We start from the raw sequence: 21,540 nt of genomic DNA on the forward strand, positions 1-21,540 counted from the left end.
CCGCAGCACCCCCGCCCGGAGCACGCCGGGGAGCACTCCGACCCGCAGCGCTCCGGCCCTGTTCCTGACCGCAGAGCGCCGCAGCCACCTCGACGGCGAGCCCGGGCGCGCCGTCCCCTCCCGGCGAGCCCACGACCGGGCACAGCCGCAGACCGCGCACCCGAGCCCCCCGCGGGAAGCCCGGCGCCGCCCGCGCGAGCCCCGACCGCACCCGCTCGACGAGGGCCGCGGGGCACCGGCGGGCGAGGTGCGCGAACGGGCGCCGGCCGTCGAGGACCTCGGCGACCGCCGTCAGGAGCCCGACGGCCAGCGGCCCGACCTGCGCGGCGGCCGCCTCCAGCGCGGCCTCCCACGCGGGACCGCCCGCCACGTCGGCCACGTCCGCCTCGGCGTCGTCCCGGACCACCGGCGGGTCCTCGACGGGCGCCGGAGGGAGCCCCGCCTCGGCGAGCACCTCGACCAGGGGTCGCAGCTGCGGGAGCGGTCGGCGATCCATCCGCCGGGCGCGCGCGGGCGTGACCGTCGGCGGCGTCGTCACCGGGTCGCGCGGACGCAGCAGCGTGGACCCACGAGGCACCGCCCCGGGTCCGCCTCCCACCGGCTCCGGGACGACCTCGCTCGTCGCCACGCTCATGGCCCGCTCCTCCCGTCGTCGCCACCCGAGACCGGCGCGGCGGGAGGAGTCCGCGACCGTTGCCGAAACTAGGCGAGGGCGCGACCGCGCGGGGGCCGTTCCGCGAGATCCGCCGGATTCCGCCGACGGCCCGGGTCGATCAACGCCGCTCTCCTGACGTCCGGGAAGGGGAGCACGCCGAGAGGGGGACTTCTCTGACGTCAGCGGCGGGCCAGCTCGAAGCAGGCCAGGGTCGCCGCGCACGCGGCGTTCAGCGACTCCACGCCAGCCGCCATCGGCACCACGACGGTGTCGTGCAGCTCGCCGCGGACGTCGTCGGTCAGCCCGTCGGTCTCGCCGCCGACCACGATCGCCACCCGCGGCGGCAGCTCCACCGCGAACAGCGACGACCGGCCGGCGCCGTCGAGGCCCAGCAGCACGAACCCGGCCTCCGCCAGCGCCGCGAGCCCCGCGGCCGCCGTCCCCGAGCGCAGCACCGGCGCGTGGAACGCCACCCCGGCCGAGGCCTTGACCACGAGCGGGTCGATCGACGGGGCGCCGCGCCGCGGCAGCAGCACACCGTCGAGCCCCGCCGCCGTCGCCGAGCGCAGGATCATCCCGACGTTGGCCGGGTTCGTCAGGCCGTCGAGGACCAGCACGCGCGCCGGGTCGTCCGGGCCCAGCGACGCCACGAACCGCTCCACGGTCCGCATCCCCGGCGCGACCACGTCGGCGATCACGCCCTGGTCCTGGCGCCCGTTCCCGGCGAGCACCTTGACCCGCTGCGCCGATGCCCGCCGCACCGGGATCCCGCGGGTCCTCGCCGCCTCGAGCAGGGGCCGGACCGCGCGGGGGTCGGCGCCCTCGGCGAGCACCACCTTGTCGACCTCCAGCGCCGGGTCCGAGAGCGCCTCGAGCACCGGCTTGCGCCCGTAGACGGTGACGAACCGGTCCTTGGGCGACGGGCCGGAGGGCTCGTCGGTGGACGCCTCGGGTGGCGTCGCGGGTGGCTGGGAGGGGGACATCACTGTGCACTCTCGCAGACGGGGCCCGACCGGGGGTCGTGCGAGGATCGGGGTCATGCCGGACCGCCTCTCGGCCCTGGACGCCTCCTTCCTCTACATGGACCAGCCGACGACGCCGATGCACGTCGGGAGCGTCGCCGTCTTCCGCAAACCCCGCTCCGGCTTCGACTACGAGCGCCTCGTCGAGCTCATCGGCGCTCGGATCAGTCTCGTCCCGCGGTACCGCCAGAAGATCCGTCAGGTGCCCGGCGGGGTCGCCCGGCCGGTGTGGGTCGACGACACCGAGTTCGACGTGACCTACCACGTCCGCCGCTCCGCGCTCCCCGCCCCGGGCACCGACCGCGCGCTCAACGAGCTCGTCGCGCGCCTGATGTCGCGCCCCCTCGACCACACCCGCCCGCTGTGGGAGATGTACCTGGTCGACGGCCTGTCCGGCGGGCGGGTCGCGATCATCGCCAAGACCCACCAGGCCATGGTCGACGGGATCGCGTCGATCGACATCGGCCAGGTCGTCCTCGACGACACCCCCGAGGGCCGCGAGGACCCGGTCGACACCTGGACCGCCCGTCCCGAGCCGACCCCGTGGAAGCTGGTCCTCGACGCGGTGGGCGAGGCCGTCGCCCGCCCCGGCAACGCCGTCGAGGCCGCCCGCGCCGCGGTGCGGGACGCCACGGACACCGTCGCGCAGGTCGCGGGGGTCGCCGGCGGGCTGCTCTCCGCCGTGCGCACCGCGGTCCGCCCCGCGCCGACCAGCCCGCTCAACGTGCCGATCTCCACGCAGCGCCGCTTCGCCCACGCGCGCACCGACCTCGACGACTACCGGCGCGTGCGCCGCGCCCACGGCGGCACGATCAACGACGTCGTCCTCACCGTGATCTCCGGGGCGCTGCGCAACTGGCTGCTCTCGCGCGGCGCGTCGGTGACCCCGTCGACGGTGATGCGCGCGATGGTGCCGCTGTCGGTCCGGGGCGAGGCCGAGGCCACCGGCGCGATCAACGGCGCCGGGCTGCTCGGCAACCGCATCGCTTCCTACCTGGTCGACCTGCCGGTCGGGGAGCCGAACCCGGTGCTGCGGATGCACCACGTCGCGCACGCGATGCGCGAGCACAAGCAGTCCGGGCAGTCGGTGGGGGCGAACGCGCTGGTGCAGGTCGGCGGCTTCGCGCCCCCGACGCTGCACGCGCTGGGCGCCCGTGCCGCGAGCGGGCTCTCGCGGCGGCTCTTCAACGTCGTCGTCTCCAACGTGCCCGGCCAGCAGCACCCGCTCTACGCGGGCGGCGCGCGGATGCTCGAGATGTACCCCGTCGTGCCACTGGCGAAGGGGCAGTCCCTCGCGGTCGGTCTGACGTCCTACGACGGCGGGGTCTTCTACGGCTTCAACGCCGACCGCGACGCGATGGCCGACGTCGACGAGTTCGGCGACCTGGTCGCCGAGGCCCTCACCGAGCTGGTCGCGACGGTGCCGCGATGACGGCCACGACCACCACGACCGCGGCCGGGCCGGTGACGCGCGGAGGCCTCCGGTGAGCGCCCCCCGCACGCCGTCGCGTCGCGGCCTCGTGATCGGCACCGGCGGGTCGCTGGGCTACGCCTGGGCCATCGCCGCGCTCTCGACGTGGCAGCAGGCGACCGGGCTCGACGCCCGCGACGCCGACGTCGTCGTCGGGACCTCCGCGGGGTCGATCATCGCCTCCGCCCTGGCCAGCGGCGTCGCCGTCGACGACCTCGTGGAGCACCTGCTCGACCCGCCCCCGCGCCCGTCGTCGTCGGGCGGGTCCCGGCCCCGACGCCGCGGCGCCCGCGGCGGGCTGCCCCCGCTGCCGCGGATGGGGCCCGGCTCGGTGCGGCTCCTCGGCCGGATCGCGCGGGCGCCCCGCCGGTTCCCGCCGCTCGCGGTCGCCTCGGCGCTGCTGCCGGTCGGGCGGGCCGACACGTCCGGCGTCGTGAAGCTCGTGTCGTCCTTCGCCCCGGAGGCCTGGCCGGGCCCGCCGTCGGCGCCCGAGCTGCGCATCGTCGCGACGGACTACGACACCGGGGACCGGGTCCCGTTCGGCCGGCCCGGGGCGCCGCCCGCGTCGCCGGCCGACGCCGCGAGCGCGTCCTGCGCCGTCCCCGGGTGGTTCGCGCCGGTGCGGATCCACGGGCGGCGCTACGTCGACGGCGGGGTGTGCTCGGCGACGTCCGCGGACCTGCTGCTGGGGGCCGACGTCCCGCCGGTCGACGAGGCCCTGGTGCTGGTCCCGCTGGCCCGGCGCGGTCGGATCCGCCTGACCGGGGCGGGCGCGGCGGCCGACGGCCTGTTCCGTGGGATCGTCGGGGGCCGCAGCGCCCGCGAGATCGCGCGGCTGCGGACCGCGGGGCTGCGCGTCACCGCGCACGCGCCGGGACCGGAGGACCGCGCGGTGATGGGCTGGAACGTCATGGACGCCCGCCGGCAGCGCGAGGTCCTGCAGACGGCGCTGCGGACGACGGCGGCCTGGTGGTCGCGCACGGACCGGGACGAGACCGACGGTTTCACGGAAGGACACGGGTGAGGGTCTACGTACCGACCACGGTCGCGGGGCTGCGCAAGCTCCTCGCCGACGAGCAGGTGCAGCCGCTCTCGGGCACGGCGTTCGCGCTCACGCCGGGGCTGCGCGAGGCGTACACCGCGGGCGACGACGAGGAGCTGGAGTACGTCGCGATGACCGAGGCCGCCCGGGCCTCGCTGCGCCTGCTCGGCCCCGAGCTGGCCGACGACCCCGAGGCCCCCGCGCGGCGGGCGGTCGTGGCCGCGGACGTCGACGACGTGACGCTGCGCCCGGACCTCGACGCGGCCGTGGTGCGGGTGGCCGGCCCGATCCCGATGCGCCGGCTCGCGTCGGTGCACCTCGACCTCGCCGAGGCCGCCGACGCGGTGCGCGCCGCGGCGGCGGCGATCGACCGGGCCGACCTCGGCGACGAGGACGCCGAGCTCGCCGTCGGCGACGCCGAGGACCACGAGCTCGCCTGGTACGGCCTGCAGGAGCTGCCGTTCGTCCTGGACCTCGAGGGCCTGGCCTAGGTCCGGGACCCCGACGCGGTCCTGCGGCGGGCGAGGAACGCCGCGCCGGCGCGCTCGCCGTCGGCGATCAGGCCCCGCAGGAACGCCGGCGAGCGGTCGGCCGCGGAGGCGGAGTCCAGCGCCCGGTCCAGCTCGATGCGCTCGATGCCCACCTCCCGGTAGCTCGGGTCGGTCAGGGTGCCGGCCCGGACGAACCCGTTGATCCGCTCGATCGCGTCGATCTCCTGCTCGAGCGAGAGGTTGGCCGTGAGCTCGGCACGCCGGTCGGCGATGGCGCCGGGGGAGCGCGGCTCGGTGGTGATCGACCGGGGGAAGAGCTGGACGATCCAGATCGTGTCGAGGTCGAGCGCGGGGAGGTCGCGGATCGGCGGGTTCTCGGAGAACACGCCGTCCCAGTAGGCCCCGTCCTCGGTCTCCACGGCGCGGAAGAGTGTCGGGATGGCGGCGCTCGCGAGCACGGTGTCGACGGTGATCTCGCCGCGCCGGGAGTCGAAGCGCCGGAACTCCCCGCTGCGGACCTCGACCGCGCCGACCTGCAGCACCGGGCCCTCGTCGCGGGGCATCGCGGCGACGAGGCGGAAGTCGACCCAGCGCTCCAGCAGGTCGCGCAGCTGGGTGCGGGCCACCTCGGGGAAGCGGTAGGGGTCGAAGGCGAGCAGCGGCACGAGGTTGAGGTCGCGCAGGCGGACCAGGCCCACCTCGAGCGCGTTGGTCACCGCGTCCAGCGGCGAGGTGGCGGCGTTGTCGCGCCAGAACCCGTCGAGGAGCTCCACGGCACGCCGCGGCCCGCCGGTGCGCAGCCCGTACCAGGCGAGCAGCGCGCAGATCGCCCCGCCGGACGTCCCGGTGAACGCCACCGGCTCGACCTCGGGGGACTCCAGCAGCGGGCGCAGCACACCGGCGGTGAACGCCGTCTGGCTGCCCCCGCCCTGACAGGCGACGGCGACACGGACCACGGCGTCATGGTGCCCGCGAGGACCGACAGCCACGCGCGGCACCTCAGGGTCGGGCGGCGACCCGCGGTCCGTCCGGGGTCGACGGCATGCCCTTGCGCCACGCCGTGTAGCTCTGCAGCCGCCCGGCGCGCGGGCGGAAGAGCCACGGCCACGGGTGCACCTCGGCCGGCTCCAGCCGGGCGGCGAGCCGGCGGAAGCCCGGGACCGGCGCGAAGGTGACGGCCGGCCGGCGGTCCCCGAGCTCGTCGGGGACCGGGCCGCGGCGCAGCTCCACGGGCCGGCGGGTCGCGAGGTCGGCCAGGGTCTCGGTGAGGAAGACCAGCCGCTTGCCGGACAGGCGCAGCCGGCGCAGCAGCGGCTCGTCGAACACGAACACGGCGGGCACGTCGGGGTGAGCGGCCAGCGCGGGGTCGTCGTCCCCGAGGGACTCCGCGGTGAGCCAGACGGCGTCCACGTCGGTCGGGCCGGGTCCCGACGCCGGGCCCGCGGTCGCGTCGGGATCGCCGTCGCCCCGCAGCGACGCCGGGGGCTCGATCCGCTCGGTGCGCTGCTCGGGCGGCCAGTCCTGCACCGGGCAGTCGGTGTTGAGCACGCAGCCGGCGCACAGCTTCGGCGCGCGCTTCTCGACCTGGTGGCGGGAGAAGCCGTAGGCCTTGCCCGTCCCCGAGCCGACCGTCCACTGCCAGCCGAGCCGGTTGGCCGCGCGGGACCCGTCGAGCAGGTGGGTGAAGAACGCGTCCTCGCCGTCGCGCCAGCGGGCACCGGCGCGCACGGTCCACTGGCTGGAGAGCCACATCCGGGTCTGGTTGACCAGCCAGCCGTCGTCGTACAGCTCGGTGAGGTTCGCGTCCATACAGGCCATGTCGCGCGGCCAGGGGTCCTCCCAGGGCTCCGGGGGACGCGGGGGACGGGCCCGCAGGTCGTCGCCGAGCCGCCGCCCGAGTCGGGCGTACACGTGGCGGGCGTACTCCTGCCAGGCGAGCTCGTCGCGGTACTTCGTGCGGTCCCGCGGCGGGGCGTCGCCGACGTGGGCCCACAGCGCTGGCAGGGACAGCAGGCCGTGGCGGATCCACGGCGACATCCGAGAGGCGCCGCGCCGCTCGGGCGGCCAGACGTCGTTGCGGCGGCGGGCGTAGTCGGTGACGTCGAGGGCGTCGAGCGCGGCGTCGGCGGCGGTCTGCCCGCCGCGGAACGCGCCGGAGGCGGCCGGGGTGTCGCAGGTCAGGTCGCCGAGGTGGTCGCGGACGAAGGCGACGGCGGCGTCGGGACCGGGGTCCGGCACGGGGAGCTGCACACAGAGCAGTACCCGCATGTGCACGATGTTCGTCGCTGGAGCGACCAATTCCGTTCACATGCCCGGAGGGCACCCGTGCTCGACCGCGTCCACCGGCTCGCCGCCGGCCCCGACCGCCGCGTCCTGGGCATCGTCGGCGCGCCCGGCGCCGGGAAGTCCACCCTCGCCGCGGCGATCGGGGAACGGTGCGGGCAGGACCACCCGGGCCGCGTCGCCGTCGTCGGGATGGACGGGTGGCACCTCGCGAACTCGACGCTCGAGCGGCTCGGCCGCCTGGAGCGCAAGGGGGCGCCCGACACGTTCGACCCCGCCGGCTTCGTCACCTTCCTCGAGCGCTTCCGCACCGACACGACCGGCACGATCTGGGCGCCGGAGTACCGCCGGTCCGTGGAGGAGTCGATCGGCGGGGCGCTGGAGATCGCGCCGGAGGTGACCCTGCTCGTCACCGAGGGGAACTATCTGCTCCTCGACGACGCACCCTGGGACCGCATCCGGGGGCTGCTCGACGAGGCGTGGTTCCTCGCGCCCGACGAGGCCACGCGACGCGATCGGCTGATCGCCCGGCACGAGCAGGTCGGCCGGACCCACGAGGAGGCCGTCGCCCGCGCCGACGGCTCCGACGCCGCCAACGCCGCCGTGATCGCCCGCACGGCGCACCGGGCCGACGTCGTGTTCCCCGACGACTCCGTCGCGGGGATCCTCGGCCCGTGACCCTCCCCGTCCCCGGCCTGGCGTTCCTCGCCCACGTCGTCGTCGAGCTCGACGCCCCGCTCGACCTCGGTGTCACCGACGCCGGCCACCGCCGCATCGTCCCGATCGTCGGTGGCACGGTGACCGGTGAGCGCTTCTCCGGCGTCGTCGTCCCGGGTGGCGCGGACTGGCAGGTGATCCAGGCCGACGGCGCGACCACGATCGACACCCGCTACCTGCTCCGCGCCGACGACGGGGCCCTGGTCTACCTGCGGACCGCCGGCGTCCGCGCCGGGCCGCCGGACGTCCTGGCCGCGCTGGCACGCGGCGAGGAGCCCGACCCGTCGTCGTACTACTTCCGCGTCACCGCGACCTTCGAGACGAGCGCGCCGCAGCACGCCTGGCTGACCCGGGTCCTGACGGTGGCCGTGGCTCGCCGCCGGGCGTCGGCGGTGGTCTACGACGCCTACACGGTGACCTGAGTCAGATCTCCCAGGCGGGCGTGCGCAGCGCGGTCAGCACGCGCCGCAGCGCCGCCAGCCGCCCGGCCGACAGCGCCCCGGCCGCGACCAGCGGGTCCAGCGCGCACTCCGGGTCGGCCGGCGGCCCGAGGTGCGAGCAGCCCCGCGGACAGTTCTCGACGGCCGCCGCGAGGTCGCCGAACGCGGCCACGACGTCGTCGGGGGAGATGTGCGCGAGCCCGAAGGAGCGGATGCCGGGGGTGTCGACCACCCACCCCTCGTCGCCCGGCAGCGCCAGCGCCACGGCCGATGTCGACGTGTGCCGGCCCTTCCCGACGCCGGACACCACGCCCACGCTGCGCTCGGCGTCGGGCACCAGGACGTTGACCAGCGTCGACTTCCCGACCCCCGAGTGCCCGATCAGCGCCGACACCCGCCCGGTCACGACGTCGCGCAGGGCGGCCGGGTCCTCGTCGCTGCGGGTCACGACGATCGGCAGGTCCAGTTCGGTGTACTCGCCCGCGAACGCGGCCCCGCCGTCGTCGACGAGGTCGGCCTTGGTGAGGCACAGGACCGGGGTCAGGCCGCCGGCGTACGCGGCGACGAGGCAGCGGTCGACGAAGCCGGTCCGCGGGACCGGGTCGGCCAGCGCGGTGACGATGACCAGGTGCGAGGCGTTGGCGACGACGATCCGCTCGTAGGGGTCGGTGTCGTCGGCCGTGCGGCGCAGCACGCTCGTGCGCTCGGCCACGCGCACGATCCGCGCCAGGGTGTCGTCGTCGCCGGTGGTGTCGCCGACGAGGTCGACCCGGTCCCCGACGACGACCGGTGTGCGGCCCATCTCGCGGGCGCGCATCGCGACGATGCGGACGTGCGGCTCGTCGTCGGGGGCGCAGGTCCACCGGCCGCGGTCGACGCCGACGACCATCGCGGCGCGCGCGTCGGCGTGCTCCGGGCGGCGCTTCGAGCGCGGCCGGGTGCCCCGCCCGGGCCGGACCCGGACGTCGCTCTCGTCGTAGCGCCCCGCCGCGCCGCCGCGGGTCACGCCGGGATCCCCACCCCGAGCACGAGCGCGGGCCAGTCGGTGGCGAAGTCGGGGAGGGTCTTGGTGGTCGCGCTGACGTCGTCGATCTCCACGCCCGGCACGACGAGCCCGACCAGCGCCCCCGCGGTGGCCATCCGGTGGTCGGCGTAGGCGCCCCAGGGCCGCGTCGGCGCCAGGTCCGCGGACGGCTCCACGACGAGCCCGTCGTCGGTCTCGGCCACCCGCGCCCCGAGTGCGGCGGCCTCGGCGGCGAGCGCGGCGAGCCGGTCGGTCTCGTGGCCGCGGATGTGCGCGACCCCGCGCAGCCGGGAGCGCGCCCCGTCGCGGGCGGCGACGATCGCGAGCGCGGTGACGGTCGGGGTGAGCTCCCCGATCTCGGCGAGGTCCACGTCGACCCCGGCGAGGCGGCCGTCGCCGCGCACCGTCAGGCCGGCGTCGTCGATCGTCACCGTGCCGCCGAACGCCTCGAGCACCGCCCGCACCGCGCCGACCGGCTGCAGGTCGGGCCGGTCGGGCGCGGACCGCGGCCACCCCGCGACGGTGACCTCCCCGCCGGTGACCAGGGCGGCCGCGAGGTAGACCGCGGCGCCGGAAAGGTCGGGCTCGACGACGTGGCGCGCGGCCGGCGTGATCGGCCCGGGCGCGACCGCCCAGCGCGACGGACTCGTCCCGTGGTTCGCGGCGTCGGACACGGCCACGCCCGCAGCCCGCAGCATCGTCACGGTCATCGCGACGTGCGGCAGCGACGGCACCGCGCCCGGACCGCGATGGGTGACGGTGAGCCCGGCGTCGTACCGCGCACCGGAGAGCAGCAGGCCGCTGACGAACTGCGACGAGGCCGACGCGTCGACGGCCACCGCGCCACCGGCGACCCCGCCGCGGCCGAGCACGGTGAACGGCAGCCGGTCGGCGTCGGCGGGCTCGATCGCCACGCCAAGCCCGCGCAGGCCCTCGAGGACCCCGCCCATCGGCCGCGTGCGGGCGTGCGGGTCGCCGTCGAACTCCACCGGTCCGTCGGCGAGCGCGGCGGCCGGCGGGAGGAAGCGCATGACGGTCCCCGCGAGCCCGCAGTCCACGCGGGCGGCGCGCAGGTGGGCGGGTGCGGTGACGGCGACGTCGACGGTGCCGTCCCGGCCGGGGGTGATCGCCGTGGTGGCCCCGAGGGCGGCCAGGCCCTCGGCCATGAGCGTGGTGTCGCGGGAGCGGGCGGCGCCCTCGACGGTGCGCGTCGCGCCGTCCGTGGCGAGCGCGGCCAGCAGCAGGGCGCGGTTGGTGATCGACTTCGAGCCGGGGACCGCGACGGTGCCGCGGACCGGGCCCTCCGCGCGGGGTGCGCTCCAGGTGCTCACCGCGCCATTCTCGCGTGTCGGGGCCGCCGTCGGTGGGCGGTGGGAGGATCGGTGCCATGTGCGGTCGCTACGCCCTGGCCAAGGACCCGGCCGACCTGGCCGAGGAGTTCGACGCGCGCGACGCCACCGAGGGCCTCCGGATCGACACCCCCGAGTACAACGTCGCCCCCACACTGACGGTCCCCGGCGTCGTCGACCGGCACCCGCGCGACGACGAGGGCACGCCCGACCCGTCCTCGATCGAGCGGTCGCTGCGCGCGATGCGCTGGGGCCTGGTGCCGTCGTGGGCGAAGGACGAGTCGGTGGGCAATCGGCTGATCAACGCCCGCGCCGAGTCGCTCACCGAGAAGCCGGCGTTCCGCCGCGCGGCCGCCTCCCGCCGCTGCCTGCTCCCGGCCGACGGCTGGTACGAGTGGCTGCGCGACGGCGGGCACAAGGTCCCGTACTTCATGACGTACTCGCAGGAGTCCGGCCTCGCCGGGCACCCGCTCGCGCTGGCCGGGCTGTGGGAGACGTGGCGGCCGCGCTCCGCGGAGAAGGGGACCGCGCCGCTGGTGTCGGCGACCGTGGTCACGGTCGCGTCCGCGGGCCCGCTCACCGAGATCCACCACCGGATGCCGCTGGTGCTCCCGCGCGAGCGCTGGGCCGAGTGGCTCGACCCGGACCGCGAGGACGCCACGGCCCTGCTCGAGCCGTCGCTGGACCTGGTCACCGCGCTCGAGATGCGCCAGGTGTCCGCCAAGGTCAACAACGTGCGCAACCACGGCGCCGAGCTCGTCGAGGAGGTCCACGACCAGCCCGAGCAGCAGGGCCTCGACCTCGAGTCGGTCAACCCCTCGTGATCGGCACCGCCGACGAGCTGGAGGTCCCGACGCCGCACGGCCCGGCCCGGGTCGTGCTCGCCGTGCCCGCCGCCGTCGCCGGCCTGCTCGTCCTCGGCCACGGCGCGGGCGGCGGGATCGAGGCCCCCGACCTCCTCGCCGCCGTGGGCGCCGCCCCGGGCGACGTGGCCGTGGCGCGCGTCCTGCAGCCCTACCGCGTCGCGGGCCGGCGCGCCCCCGCGCCCGCCGCGCAGCTCGACGAGGCGTGGGCCGCGGTGCTGGCCGAGCTGACCCGCCGGTTCCCGGGCGTGCCCCAGGTCCACGGCGGCCGGTCGTCGGGCGCGCGGGTGGCGTGCCGGGGCGCCGTCGCGGCCGACCCGGCGCCCGCCGGGGTCCTCGCGCTGGCCTTCCCGCTGCTCGCGCCCGCCCGCAAGGACGGGACGCGCGCCGACCGCTCGCCCGAGATCGACGCGGTCGACGCGGCCCGGATCCCGGTGCTCGCGGTCTCGGGGGACCGCGACCCGTTCGGGGTGCCGCCCGTCGCCGCCCACCGCGAGGTCGTCGTGCTGCGCGGGGACCACTCGCTCAGGGCGAAGGGTCCGATCCGGGACGCGGTCGGGCCGTGGTTGGCGGCGTTGTTCGCTCGGTGAGGCGGGCGGGTCGTCGGGCCTCGGGGAGTCGTCGCTCCGCGCGTGGGCGAACGGCGCCGTCCTGCCGTCCGACGTCAGGAACGTGCCGTTGCTGCCGTGGGGGGTAGGCCCGGCAGAGTGGGCGAACGGCGCCGTCCTGCCGTCTGACGTCAGGAACGTGCCGTTGCTGCCCTACGGGGGGAGGCGAGCCGCGGGAGGGCGCTACGAGCCGGCGACCGCGGCCGTCGTGGCCGACGCCGCCGCGACGAGGTCGGCCGGCGCCAGCTCCACCTGCAGGCCGCGGCGGCCCGCGCTGCAGTAGAGGGTCGGGTGCTCGAGCGCGGAGGCGTCGACGACGACGGGCAGGCGCCGCCTCGTGCCGAGCGGGCTGATCCCGCCGGTGACGTAGCCGGTGAGCCGTTCGGCGTCGGCCGGGTCGGCCATCACCGCCTTCTTGCCCCCGCGCGCCGTCGCCAGCGCCTTGAGGTCGAGCGTGCCCGCCACCGGCACCATCGCGAGGACGGGGGCGCCGTCGACCTCGGCGACCAGCGTCTTGAACACCCGCCGCGGGTCGAGGCCGAGGGCCTCGGCGGCTTCCGTGCCGTACGCGGCCACGCCCGGTGCCGAGTACGGGTGGGTCTCGTACGCGACCCCGGCGCGCTCCAGGAGCGTCAGCGCGGGCGTCCCGCCGGCGGACGCCGGTCCTCCCGTCGCTCCGCCCGCCCGGCTGCGTCGCGCCACGTCGCGGGAGGTTAGCGGGGAATCGGCGCGGGGGCGCGGGCGTTTGGACACACCAGAGTCGGGTCGTGGTCAGCGCACCGCGACCGAGGGAAGGTGACGATGCCAGCGATGACGATGGAGCGCGGCACGCAGGCCGGGGCCCGTGCCCCGCGTGCGGCCGACGGGGTCGTGATCCTGCTCCCGGGCAGGGACCCGGACTCCTCACAGGATGGGGATGGGCGTGCGCCCGCAGGGGTAGCCTCCCGGAGTTCCGACGCCGCGTCCGACGCGCGGCGCGAAGGGAGTCCGGTGGCCGAAGCCGTGCGCACGGACCGTGACGTGGCGGACGTGGCGACGGGGGGCACGACGGTGCCAGTCCAGTCGGACGGCGCCGACGCCGTGGAGTCCGTCGACCCCGTCACCCCGCCCGGGTCCAGCCCCGCCGACCTCGAGACGGAGACCGTCGCCGAGCGTGCCGAGCGCTTCGAGCGCGACGTGATGCCGATGGTCGACCAGCTCTACGCGGCCGCGATGCGGATGACTCGCAACCCGCCGGACGCCGAGGACCTTGTCCAGGAGACGGTGCTGAAGGCCTACTCGTCCTTCACGTCGTTCCGGCCGGGCACCAACCTCAAGGCCTGGCTGTACCGCATCCTGACCAACTCCTACATCAACACGTACCGCAAGCGGCAGCGCCAGCCGCAGCAGAGCCCGACCGACGAGTTCACCGACTACCAGCTCTCGCAGTCCGCGGAGCACAGCTCGGCGGGCCTGCCCTCGGCCGAGGTCGAGGCGCTCGACCGGCTGCCGGACGTCGACATCCGCGAGGCCCTGCAGGCCCTGCCGGACGACTTCCGGATGGCGGTCTACCTCGCCGACGTCGAGGGGTTCGCGTACAAGGAGATCGCCGAGATCATGGGCACGCCGATCGGGACGGTGATGTCGCGCCTGCACCGCGGGCGCAAGCAGCTGCGGGACGCGCTGACCGACACCGCGCGTGACCGTGGGTTCCTGCGGGGATCGGTCGACGAGGGGGTGCAGTCGTGAGCTGCGGAGAACCCCACGAGACCGACTGCGACGAGGTCCTCGCCGAGGTGTGGCTGCTGCTCGACCGCGAGTGCGGCGAGGAGCGCGACGCCCAGCTGCGCCGCCACCTCCAGGAGTGCGGGCCGTGCCTGGCCCGCTACGGGCTGGAGGAGAAGGTCAAGACGCTGCTGGCCCGCACCTGCGGCGGCGACCGCGCCCCCGACGAGCTGCACCAGAAGCTGCGCGAGCGGATCCGGGCGACGGTGCTGGAGCAGGCGACCGTCAGCGTCGAGCGGACCGCGTCGGGCACCGTCGTCGAGGTGAACCAGACCCGCGTCGAGACCCGGCGCAGCTAGACCCGCGCCGGCGCGCACCGGCCCGGACCGACCGAGGGCCCCGGAGGCAACCGCCTCCGGGGCCCGTCGTCGTTCCCGGGGAGCACCTCAGGAGTTGGGGCGCTTGCCGTGGTTGCTGCTCTTCTTCTTCCGGTCCCGCTTCTGACGTGCACGCTTCGACATGACCTCATCCTCCCACGAGGGGGTAATCGACCCCGTCGATGGTTTGATGGCCGTCGTGGCTGACGAGATCCGCGCGGAGATGGTCGCGAACGTGCTCGAGGTCGTCGCGCGGGAGGGCACCCGGGTGGCGGCCGGCGACACCGTCGTGCTCCTGGAGTCCATGAAGATGGAGATCCCCGTGCTGGCCGAGGTCGACGGGACGGTGGTCTCCGTGGCGGTGAAGGAGGGCGACGTCGTGCAGGGCGGCGACCTCATCGCGGTGCTCGAGCGGGCGTCCGAGGGCGACTGACCCCCGAATCCCGACCCCGACCACCGAGGCGACACCCGCCATGTCGACGCTGAGCTTCCTGCTCGCGACGCACACCGACCTCTCCGGCGACGACGTCGCGCACCTGCAGCGCCTCGCCTCCGAGTGGCAGCTGCTCTCCGACCTGTCCTTCGCCGACTTCCTGCTGTGGGTGCCGGTGACGGTGCCGCAGGACGGCGCCGACGGGCCGACTGCGTCCGGGCGCGCCCCGACCTTCCTGTGCGTCGCGCACAGCCGCCCGACGACGGCGCCGACCGCGCACCCCGACGACATGGTCGGCGGCACCGCCACCGCGGCCCAGCACCCCCAGCTGCTGCGGGCCCTCGGCGACACCACGATGCGGCGCGAGGAGCAGCCCCGCTGGCACCGCGGGCGCTCGGTGCGCCGTGAGGTGGTCCCGGTCGGCCACGAGGGCCGGGTGATCGCGGTCCTGGGGCGGGACACGAACCTGGCGGCGCCGCGGGTCCCGTCCACCCTGGAGATCTCCTACCTCGCCGTCGCGGGCGACCTGTGCCAGATGATCGCCGACGGCACCTTCCCGACCGCCGCGAGCGCGGACGAGGGCCGCTCGATGCCGCGGGTCGGGGACGGCCTGGTCCGGGCGAGCGCGGCCGGCACGATCCTCTACGCGAGCCCGAACGCCGCGTCGGCGTTCCACCGGCTCGGCTGGAGCGACGAACTGGTGGGCGCCGACCTGCCGACCGTCGCCCGCAAGGTCTCGGCCGACCCGTTCGAGGGCGCGGAGGTCGTGACGATGCTGCGGGACGCGCTCGCCGGCTCGCCGTCCACCCGGGTCGAGGTCGAGGGCCGCGGGGCGACCGCGGTCGTCCGCGCGCTACCGCTGCGCCCGCGCGGGGTCCCCAGCGGGGCGCTGGTGCTCGTGCGCGACGTGACCGAGGTCCGGCGCCGGGACCGTGCCCTGATGAGCAAGGACGCCACGATCCGCGAGATCCACCACCGCGTGAAGAACAACCTGCAGACGGTCGCGGCGCTGCTGCGCCTGCAGGCCCGCCGGACGCGGCACGACGAGGCCCGCTCCGCGCTGACCGAGTCGATGCGCCGGGTCGCGTCGATCGCGCTGGTGCACGAGGCGCTGGCCGCGTCGGTCGACGAGCGGGTGGACATCGACGAGGTGCTGGCCGGGGTCGTGCCGATGCTCAACGACGTCGCGCGCCCGGGTGCCGGGGTGGCGATGCGGCGGGAGGGCCGCGCGGGGGTGCTGCCCGCGGTGATGGCGACCCCGTTGGTCATGGTGGTCACCGAGCTCGTCTCGAACGCCCTGGAGCACGGGTTCGGCGAAGGGGCTACGGGCACGGTGCGCATCGTCGCGACCCGCACCGCGAGCCGGCTGCTGATCGAGATCGTCGACGACGGCCGCGGGCTGCCGGAGACCTTCTCCCTGGAGCGGGCCCCGGGGCTCGGCCTGCAGATCGTCCGCACGCTCGTCGACTCCGAGCTGGGCGGGACCCTCAGCCTGCGCCCCGGCGCGGAGGGCGGCACCCGCGCCGAGCTGACGATCCCGCTGCCGCACCGGGGGGACCGCTCCCGCTCCTGACCCGGGAACCACGAAGGGCCCCGCCGGTCGAGTGGATCGACCGAGGGGGCCCTTCGCCGTTTCCTGCTGTCGGGCTGCGCCGTCCGGGGGCGGACGCGTGGGGAGCGAGCGTCCGCCGCCCTGGGGGGCGGGTCAGGACTGGACGTCCACCCGCACGCCGTAGCGCTTCATGGCGCGGCGCTCGTCCTCGCTCGCGCCGCCCCACACACCGGCGTCCTGGCCGGACTCGAGGGCCCAGCTCAGGCACTCGGACATCGCGGGGCAGCGACGGCACACGGCCTTGGCCTGCGTGATCTGAGAGAGCGCCGGGCCGCTCGTGCCGACCGGGAAGAACAGTTCCGGGTCCTCGTCGCGGCAAGCAGCGTCGTTCCGCCAGTCCATCGTGCTGGTCTCCTCGCTGGGTGCGACTCGGGGAGCGCACCGGGTTGCGGTGGTCGTCGGCGATTCCTTCGGGGCGGAATCGCCCGGGGCCTCCAGCGGCCCCTCGTGCCGTTCTCGGTCGTGCGCTTCGTTCCTGGGAGGCGACCCGTCGGGCGCTCCGACCTGCGGCGACGAAGCCGCGGCCGGACCTCCGGCGTGTCCGCCCCCCGTGCCACCGGTCTGCGGAGAGAATCTCCGCCTCCCGGGGACCGGCCGAGCAGTTCTGCGTGGTGCATTCCTGCCCGGCTCTCGCGGGGGATGACCAAGAATCTGCAGGAGGAACGCGTCTGGATCGAGTCCCAAGCGGCTCGACGGGCATGGTCGGTCGGTGAGTGGATATCGGCGGACCGTGACGTCCCGATCACTGCGACGAGCGGAAAACGCGGCACGACGAGGCGTCGACCCGGCCGCCGGGCGGCGATGAACGGTCGCTACGATCTCAAACCGGCTGCTCCGTGCCCGTGAAGCCGGCGACACAGTCCCCCGAAGGCCGGATCAAGGCCCCGCTCGTCGGCCCCCGAAGGGCGTCCGGCGGCCCGCCGGCCGTATCCGAGTGACCGGGGTCACGTCGGCTAGACGACGACCCGGAGCGCGTGCGGTACCGCGAAGAACTCCACGTCGCTGCGCCGCCCCAGGTGGTCGCCGTCCACCTGCAGGTTCACCGGCTCGTCCGAGGTGATCCGCAGCGCGGGGACGTCGTCGTCGCGCAGCACCGAGCCCAGCTCGGTGAACCCGTCCTCGGAGAGGATCTGCCGGACGATCCGCCCGATGGTCGGCAGGCCGAGCGTGCGGAGCCCGAACAGGCCCAGCCCGCGCTCGAACGAACAGCCGGGGTTGGTGCGCACGGCCCGCCCCCCGAGATAGGTCCACGGGTCGGTGTTGGAGACCAGCGCGAGCTTGACGCCCTCGACCGGCTCGCGGCCGGGGATCTCGACGCGCAACGACGGCGGGTTCGTCCGCGCCGTCGCCCACCGCCGGAAGGAGGTGGCCACGTAGCGCGCGGGCGTCGCCTCCCGGCCCCGGTCCCGGGCGTGCTCCATGGCCGCGATGACGTCGGCGTCCCACCCGAGGCCGGCGTTGAAGGAGAACCACCGCTCGTCGGCCCGCCCGAGCCCCACGGTGCGGCTGCGTCCCGCGGCGAGGGCCTCGAGCAGCTGGTGGGTGGCCTCCAGCGGGTCGCGCGGCGCGCCCAGAGCGCGGGCGAAGACGTTCGCCGACCCGCCGGGCACCACCCCGAGCGCCGGGACCCGGTCGGAGGGGCCGTCGACGAGCAGGCCGTTGAGGGCCTCGTTGACGGTGCCGTCGCCGCCGAGGACGACGACGAGGTCGACACCCTCCGAGGCCGCCCGCGCGGCCAGTTCGGCGGCGTGCCCCCGGTAGCGGGTGGCCATGACCTCGAGCTTCAGCTCGCTCGCAAGCGCGTGCGCGATGACGTCGCGTCCTGCTGCCGTGGTGGTGGTGGCCGACGGGTTGGCCACGAGCAGGGCGCGCACGGCACTCACCGTAGCGCCGTGCCGTGAGCCGTTGGGCCGGGCGTGGTGCGCGTATCCCGCCGGGGAGTGGCGGCCTACCCTGGGACCGTGTCCGGTCCGCTCCCCGCCCCGGGGACCGATGCGCCGCCCCGCTCGCTCGTGGTGGCCGCGCTCGCCAGCGCGCTGGAGGGCGCGGCCCTGGCCGTCGTCGGCATCGTGCTCCTCGTCCTGGAGGGCACCCCGCAGGTGTGGGCCTTCGTCGTGCTCCTCGGCGCGGGCGTGGCGGCGGCCGGGATCGCGCTGGCCCGCGGGGCCCGGGGCGCGCGCGGGCCCGTCGTCGTGGCCCAGCTGCTCGGGCTCGGCGTCGCGTTCTACGCAGGAGTGACGAGCGGGCGCCCGCAGTGGGGCGTGCCGATCGCGTTGGTGTGCGTGGCGATCCTCGCGGGCGTCCTCACCCGGGCCGGGCGGGACTGGGCCGAGCAGTAGGGAGCGCGGCGCGCCCTCAGTGCCGGTCCGCCGGCGGGGGCGGTGGCTCCACCAGCCCGCCGGGCGCGTTGAGCAGGTCGATGCGGTGCTCCCCGCGCTCGTGCCCGAGCACGGTCACCGACGCCGGGTCGAAGGCGAACCCGACGCCCGCCCCGGGGGCCAGGCCCAGGTAGCGGGCGACGAGGACGCGGCTGGCGTGCCCGTGGCCGATGAGCACGACGTCGTGCCGGTCGAGCTCCCGGTCCGCGTCGACGATCACCTCGTCGATCCGCTCCGCGATCTGCGCGCCGGTCTCGCCGTGCGGCACGGGGTGCGTCCACACCGTCCAGCCCGGGTCCTCGGTGCGGATGTCGGGGGTCGTGCGGCCCTCGTAGTCGCCGTAGTCCCACTCGGCGAGGTCCTCGCGCACGGCGTCCGGGGTCAGACCGGCGAGCGCGGCGGTGTCGAGCGCCCGGCGTCGGGGGCTGCACCAGACGACCGGCGGGGGCGCGTCGTCGCCGCGCAGCGTGACCAGCAGCCGGCCGGCGGTCCGGGCCTGCTCCTCGCCGTGCGCGGTCAGCGGCAGGTCGGTGCGGCCGGTGTGGCGCCCGGTGCGCGACCACTCGGTCTCCCCGTGACGGAGCAGGTAGATGCGCCCGACCGGACTCTCGCGCACCGCGTCTCCCCTCGAGCTCCTGCCGACCGCCGACACACGACGCGCCCGGCCCCGGGGAGGGGACGGGCGCGTCGCGGCGTGCGTCGGGACTCAGCCCTTCTTGGTCTCCCAGAAGATGTCCGAGATCTCGCCGATGTAGCCGAGCAGCTCGTCACCGGTCTTGGGGTCGGTCGACCCCTTGGTGCCGGTGGCACCCGCGGCCTTCGTGGCCTTGTTGAACAGCTCGTGCAGCTGCGGGTACTTCTCGAAGTGCGGCGGCTTGAAGTAGTCCGTCCACAGCACCCACAGGTGGTGCTTGACCAGGTCGGAGCGCTCCTCCTTGATCTGGATGGCGCGCTCCTTGAACTCCTGGTCGTCGGAGCCCTGGTACTTCTCCTGGATCGCCTTGACCGACTCGGCCTCGATCCGGGCCTGCGCCGGGTCGTACACGCCGCAGGGGAGATCGCAGTGCGCGGTGGCCTCCAGGCGCGGCGCCAGGAACCCACGTCGCTGCGCTCGCCCCGGGACGATGCTCGCGAGCAATCCCATGTCGCCTCCCAACTCCCCTCCAGGGGGATCACGGTGATCGTTCCGACCGCGGCCCAACCTACTCCGGTGACGCCCACCGGGCAGCCGCACCGGGACGATCGTCGTCGGGCGGGGTGGTGAACCGTTCGTGCTGGTGAGGAGGGGGGTCGGTGCGCATGGCGGAGCCGGTGTGGGTGCGGGGGGTGCCGCGGCGGGTCGCCGTCCGCGGGGACTCCATGGTCCCGACGCTGCACGACGGCGACGTCGTGCTCGCCGTCCCGGGCCTGCGCCCGCGCGACGGTGCGGTGGCGCTCGTCCGGTGGCCCGCCCGGCCCGGGCAGCTCTCGGTCAAGCGCCTCGCGCTGCGCCTGCCCGGCGAGGGTGACGACGACGGTGCGTGCTGGTTCGCCGTCGGCGACGCCCCCACGGCCTCCACCGACTCCCGCACGCTGGGGCCGGCGGTCGCGCTCGCCGTCGTCACCCACCGGCTGTGGCCGCGCCCGGGGCGGCTGCCACGCCGCTGAGGTCGCGTCGCGGACACCGCGGGATCACGGGACGGCGACGATCGCCCCCGGATCGGGTGACCTCACGTAGCGCCCGCGGTCCCGCGCACGACGATCCCCGGAACGCACCGGGCGGCGGGGGGCCGCGCCCGGGTCATCGACCGGGGGGACCGAACGCACCGTGGATCACGACGACCGCCGCACGCCCGTCGTGTCGGCGTGGACGATGCCCGCGGTCGCGGCGTCGTCGTCGCCGTCCGGCGGTGCGCACCGACCGCGCCGCGCCCGCCGCCGCGCGCCGGTCGCCGCGTGCCTCGTCGGCGCGGTGGTGCTGCTCGCGGGCCTCGGTGCCGCCGGGCCGCCCGCGCCCGTGACGGCCGCCGAGGTGCTGCCACCGCCGGACACCAGCGCGATCGGGGCCACCGGCCGCCTGCCCGACCCCGGGCCCGGGGAGCTCCCGCCCGGGACGCCGCCGCTCGACGTCGCCCCGGTGCCGAACCCGGCGACGACGGGCGGGGCCACGCTCGGCATCCCCGAGACCGTGCTCGCCGCCTACCGCGCCGCCGCGACCACCGTCGACCGCACCGCCCCCGGCTGCCGGCTGACCTGGCCGCTCGTCGCGGGGATCGGGAAGGTCGAGTCGGGCCACGCGGCCGGGGGCGCGGTGGACGCCGACGGCACCACCCGCCGCCCGATCCTCGGCCCGCAACTCACCGGCACCGGCGGCAACGCGGCCATCCCCGACACCGACGGCGGCGCCCTCGACCACGACGCCACCTGGGACCGCGCGGTCGGCCCCACCCAGTTCATCCCGTCGAGCTGGCGGACCTACGGCGCCGACGGCAACGGCGACGGCCGCGCCGACCCCGACAACGTCTTCGACGCCGGCCTCGCCACCGCGCGCTACCTGTGCTCCGGCGGCGGCGACCTCTCCGACGCGTCCGCCCGCCACGACGCGGTCTTCCGCTACAACCACTCCGAGGACTACGTCGCCACGGTGCTGCGCTGGGCCGACGCCTACGCCTCCGGCGCGCTGCCGGTGCCGGACTCGACGGGCTCGGGCTCGGGCAGCGCGGGGCTCGCCGACGGAGCGCTCGCGGACGGCCCGGTCGTGGACGGCATGCCCACGCTGGTCGCGCGGCCCTCGCCCTCGACGCCGGGCCCGGCCCCGTCCATGATCACGACTTCGGGAGCGACACGCGCAACGATCGCGGCGACACGCTCACGAAGTGCAGATCTCGCTCCCGGGCCGGCGCCGTCCTCGACCCCGCCGGGGCCCACCGCCGCCGGGGCTCCCGCGACGAAGGACGTCCCGTCCTCGGCCACCTCGTCCTCGGCCACCTCGTCCTCGGCCACCTCCGCCACGCCCACGTCGACCTCCGCCACGTCGACCTCGCCCACGTCGACCTCGCCCACCTTGACCTCAGCCACCTCGCCCTCCGCCC

The 21,540-nt window shown here is 76.1% G+C and carries 26 protein-coding genes; 14 read left to right on the forward strand and 12 right to left on the reverse strand.

The genetic code is table 11. The annotated features are described in order from the left end of the window. Together AC0CYZ_RS01685 and AC0CYZ_RS01690 are read right to left on the reverse strand one after the other, a co-directional pair. Positions 1-634, reverse strand: a 634-nt coding sequence (locus AC0CYZ_RS01685) for a hypothetical protein (protein WP_472211610.1), incomplete at its 3' end; no start/stop codon positions are given. 200 nt (positions 635-834) lie between these two features. After that, positions 835-1,638: a TrmH family RNA methyltransferase gene (locus AC0CYZ_RS01690; RefSeq protein ID WP_472211613.1), complete on the reverse strand. Its 804-nt coding sequence runs from the start codon at positions 1,636-1,638 to the stop codon at positions 835-837. 55 nt (positions 1,639-1,693) lie between these two features. Here AC0CYZ_RS01690 and AC0CYZ_RS01695 point away from each other — a divergent pair, with 55 nt between their 5' ends. The 3 genes from AC0CYZ_RS01695 to AC0CYZ_RS01705 are packed head-to-tail and all read left to right on the forward strand — an operon-like array spanning position 1,694 to position 4,681. Beyond that, positions 1,694-3,109, forward strand: a complete 1,416-nt coding sequence (locus AC0CYZ_RS01695) for a WS/DGAT/MGAT family O-acyltransferase (RefSeq protein WP_472211616.1) — start codon at positions 1,694-1,696, stop codon at positions 3,107-3,109. Positions 3,110-3,161: 52 nt separating this feature from the next. Next, complete coding sequence (locus tag AC0CYZ_RS01700; protein WP_472211619.1) at positions 3,162-4,172, forward strand: patatin-like phospholipase family protein; 1,011 nt, start codon at positions 3,162-3,164, stop codon at positions 4,170-4,172. Then, on the forward strand, positions 4,169-4,681 hold the full coding sequence (locus AC0CYZ_RS01705) for a DUF6912 family protein (RefSeq protein ID WP_472211622.1): 513 nt from the start codon (positions 4,169-4,171) through the stop codon (positions 4,679-4,681). Before AC0CYZ_RS01700 ends, AC0CYZ_RS01705 begins: the two co-directional genes overlap by 4 nt. On the opposite strand, the gene AC0CYZ_RS01710 is transcribed toward AC0CYZ_RS01705, so the two are convergent. Both AC0CYZ_RS01710 and AC0CYZ_RS01715 read right to left on the reverse strand, forming a co-directional pair. Continuing rightward, positions 4,678-5,637, reverse strand: coding sequence for a patatin-like phospholipase family protein (locus AC0CYZ_RS01710; RefSeq protein ID WP_472211625.1), 960 nt, complete (start codon positions 5,635-5,637; stop codon positions 4,678-4,680). The two genes, AC0CYZ_RS01705 and AC0CYZ_RS01710, sit on opposite strands and share 4 nt — an antisense overlap. Before the next feature lie 43 nt (positions 5,638-5,680). Further along, positions 5,681-6,949, reverse strand: a complete 1,269-nt coding sequence (locus tag AC0CYZ_RS01715) for an FAD-binding domain-containing protein (protein WP_472211629.1) — start codon at positions 6,947-6,949, stop codon at positions 5,681-5,683. Positions 6,950-7,006: 57 nt separating this feature from the next. On the opposite strand from AC0CYZ_RS01715, the gene AC0CYZ_RS01720 reads away from it, so the two are divergent. Next, positions 7,007-7,642 (forward strand): nucleoside/nucleotide kinase family protein, encoded by a 636-nt coding sequence (locus AC0CYZ_RS01720; RefSeq protein WP_472211632.1) that lies wholly within the window; start codon positions 7,007-7,009, stop codon positions 7,640-7,642. Beyond that, positions 7,639-8,103 (forward strand): DUF3237 domain-containing protein, encoded by a 465-nt coding sequence (locus tag AC0CYZ_RS01725; protein ID WP_472211635.1) that lies wholly within the window; start codon positions 7,639-7,641, stop codon positions 8,101-8,103. Before AC0CYZ_RS01720 ends, AC0CYZ_RS01725 begins: the two co-directional genes overlap by 4 nt. Before the next feature lies 1 nt (position 8,104). On the opposite strand, the gene rsgA is transcribed toward AC0CYZ_RS01725, so the two are convergent. Further along, positions 8,105-9,127, reverse strand: coding sequence for a ribosome small subunit-dependent GTPase A (gene rsgA / locus AC0CYZ_RS01730; protein ID WP_472211638.1), 1,023 nt, complete (start codon positions 9,125-9,127; stop codon positions 8,105-8,107). After that, the gene (gene aroA, locus AC0CYZ_RS01735; protein WP_472211641.1) at positions 9,124-10,476 is read right to left on the reverse strand and encodes a 3-phosphoshikimate 1-carboxyvinyltransferase; all 1,353 of its coding nucleotides are present in this window, start codon (positions 10,474-10,476) and stop codon (positions 9,124-9,126) included. Before aroA ends, rsgA begins: the two co-directional genes overlap by 4 nt. A gap of 56 nt (positions 10,477-10,532) precedes the next feature. Between aroA and AC0CYZ_RS01740 the strand changes: the two genes are divergently transcribed. After that, positions 10,533-11,318, forward strand: coding sequence for an SOS response-associated peptidase (locus AC0CYZ_RS01740; RefSeq protein ID WP_472211644.1), 786 nt, complete (start codon positions 10,533-10,535; stop codon positions 11,316-11,318). Next, on the forward strand, positions 11,315-11,947 hold the full coding sequence (locus tag AC0CYZ_RS01745) for an alpha/beta hydrolase family protein (RefSeq protein ID WP_472211648.1): 633 nt from the start codon (positions 11,315-11,317) through the stop codon (positions 11,945-11,947). Before AC0CYZ_RS01740 ends, AC0CYZ_RS01745 begins: the two co-directional genes overlap by 4 nt. A 201-nt stretch (positions 11,948-12,148) precedes the next feature. Here AC0CYZ_RS01745 and ybaK read toward each other — a convergent pair whose 3' ends face one another. After that, positions 12,149-12,667, reverse strand: coding sequence for a Cys-tRNA(Pro) deacylase (gene ybaK, locus AC0CYZ_RS01750; protein WP_472211651.1), 519 nt, complete (start codon positions 12,665-12,667; stop codon positions 12,149-12,151). A 378-nt stretch (positions 12,668-13,045) separates the two neighbouring features. Between ybaK and AC0CYZ_RS01755 the strand changes: the two genes are divergently transcribed. Together AC0CYZ_RS01755 and rsrA are read left to right on the forward strand one after the other, a co-directional pair. Then, complete coding sequence (locus AC0CYZ_RS01755; RefSeq protein WP_472211680.1) at positions 13,046-13,693, forward strand: sigma-70 family RNA polymerase sigma factor; 648 nt, start codon at positions 13,046-13,048, stop codon at positions 13,691-13,693. Then, a complete protein-coding gene (gene rsrA, locus AC0CYZ_RS01760) occupies positions 13,690-14,028 on the forward strand; it encodes a mycothiol system anti-sigma-R factor (protein WP_472211654.1) in 339 nt (112 codons plus the stop codon). The genes AC0CYZ_RS01755 and rsrA overlap by 4 nt, the downstream gene beginning before the upstream one ends. Positions 14,029-14,115: 87 nt before the next feature. On the opposite strand, the gene AC0CYZ_RS01765 is transcribed toward rsrA, so the two are convergent. Then, a complete protein-coding gene (locus AC0CYZ_RS01765) occupies positions 14,116-14,190 on the reverse strand; it encodes a 50S ribosomal protein bL37 (protein ID WP_372460785.1) in 75 nt (24 codons plus the stop codon). Here AC0CYZ_RS01765 and AC0CYZ_RS01770 point away from each other — a divergent pair. Together AC0CYZ_RS01770 and AC0CYZ_RS01775 are read left to right on the forward strand one after the other, a co-directional pair. Beyond that, on the forward strand, positions 14,189-14,479 hold the full coding sequence (locus AC0CYZ_RS01770; protein ID WP_472211656.1) for a biotin/lipoyl-binding carrier protein: 291 nt from the start codon (positions 14,189-14,191) through the stop codon (positions 14,477-14,479). The two genes, AC0CYZ_RS01765 and AC0CYZ_RS01770, sit on opposite strands and share 2 nt — an antisense overlap. A gap of 40 nt (positions 14,480-14,519) precedes the next feature. Then, positions 14,520-16,052 carry a sensor histidine kinase gene (locus AC0CYZ_RS01775; protein ID WP_472211659.1) on the forward strand — a complete coding sequence of 511 codons (1,533 nt, stop codon included), beginning with the start codon at positions 14,520-14,522 and terminating at the stop codon, positions 16,050-16,052. A 132-nt stretch (positions 16,053-16,184) separates the two neighbouring features. Here the strand turns inward: AC0CYZ_RS01775 and AC0CYZ_RS01780 are convergent, their stop codons facing one another. Together AC0CYZ_RS01780 and AC0CYZ_RS01785 are read right to left on the reverse strand one after the other, a co-directional pair. Then, positions 16,185-16,433, reverse strand: coding sequence for a WhiB family transcriptional regulator (locus tag AC0CYZ_RS01780; RefSeq protein WP_472211662.1), 249 nt, complete (start codon positions 16,431-16,433; stop codon positions 16,185-16,187). Between the two features lie 611 nt (positions 16,434-17,044). Next, complete coding sequence (locus tag AC0CYZ_RS01785; protein ID WP_472211665.1) at positions 17,045-17,965, reverse strand: diacylglycerol/lipid kinase family protein; 921 nt, start codon at positions 17,963-17,965, stop codon at positions 17,045-17,047. A gap of 87 nt (positions 17,966-18,052) precedes the next feature. Here AC0CYZ_RS01785 and AC0CYZ_RS01790 point away from each other — a divergent pair, with 87 nt between their 5' ends. Next, positions 18,053-18,430, forward strand: coding sequence for a hypothetical protein (locus tag AC0CYZ_RS01790; protein WP_472211668.1), 378 nt, complete (start codon positions 18,053-18,055; stop codon positions 18,428-18,430). 16 nt (positions 18,431-18,446) lie between these two features. On the opposite strand, the gene AC0CYZ_RS01795 is transcribed toward AC0CYZ_RS01790, so the two are convergent. Continuing rightward, positions 18,447-19,085, reverse strand: coding sequence for a histidine phosphatase family protein (locus AC0CYZ_RS01795; RefSeq protein ID WP_472211671.1), 639 nt, complete (start codon positions 19,083-19,085; stop codon positions 18,447-18,449). Positions 19,086-19,175: 90 nt separating this feature from the next. Then, positions 19,176-19,613, reverse strand: coding sequence for a superoxide dismutase, Ni (gene sodN / locus AC0CYZ_RS01800; RefSeq protein ID WP_472211674.1), 438 nt, complete (start codon positions 19,611-19,613; stop codon positions 19,176-19,178). Positions 19,614-19,768: 155 nt separating this feature from the next. Here sodN and AC0CYZ_RS01805 point away from each other — a divergent pair, with 155 nt between their 5' ends. Further along, positions 19,769-20,116, forward strand: coding sequence for a S24 family peptidase (locus tag AC0CYZ_RS01805; RefSeq protein ID WP_472211683.1), 348 nt, complete (start codon positions 19,769-19,771; stop codon positions 20,114-20,116). Between the two features lie 160 nt (positions 20,117-20,276). Further along, positions 20,277-21,540, forward strand: a 1,264-nt coding sequence (locus AC0CYZ_RS01810) for a lytic transglycosylase domain-containing protein (RefSeq protein WP_472211677.1), incomplete at its 3' end; no start/stop codon positions are given.

The organism is Actinomycetospora sp. (assembly GCF_055612215.1).

Excerpts from the sequence above, each read along its gene's own strand:
- AC0CYZ_RS01690 (WP_472211613.1), bottom strand. The coding sequence starts at position 1,638 with ATGTCCCCCTCCCAGCCACCCGCGACGCCACCCGAGGCGTCCACCGAC.
- AC0CYZ_RS01695 (WP_472211616.1), top strand. The coding sequence starts at position 1,694 with ATGCCGGACCGCCTCTCGGCCCTGGACGCCTCCTTCCTCTACATGGAC.
- AC0CYZ_RS01715 (WP_472211629.1), bottom strand. The coding sequence starts at position 6,949 with ATGCGGGTACTGCTCTGTGTGCAGCTCCCCGTGCCGGACCCCGGTCCC.
- AC0CYZ_RS01740 (WP_472211644.1), top strand. The coding sequence starts at position 10,533 with ATGTGCGGTCGCTACGCCCTGGCCAAGGACCCGGCCGACCTGGCCGAG.
- AC0CYZ_RS01770 (WP_472211656.1), top strand. The coding sequence starts at position 14,189 with ATGACCTCATCCTCCCACGAGGGGGTAATCGACCCCGTCGATGGTTTG.
- AC0CYZ_RS01775 (WP_472211659.1), top strand. The coding sequence starts at position 14,520 with ATGTCGACGCTGAGCTTCCTGCTCGCGACGCACACCGACCTCTCCGGC.
- AC0CYZ_RS01780 (WP_472211662.1), bottom strand. The coding sequence starts at position 16,433 with ATGGACTGGCGGAACGACGCTGCTTGCCGCGACGAGGACCCGGAACTG.
- sodN (WP_472211674.1), bottom strand. The coding sequence starts at position 19,613 with ATGGGATTGCTCGCGAGCATCGTCCCGGGGCGAGCGCAGCGACGTGGG.
- AC0CYZ_RS01805 (WP_472211683.1), top strand. The coding sequence starts at position 19,769 with ATGGCGGAGCCGGTGTGGGTGCGGGGGGTGCCGCGGCGGGTCGCCGTC.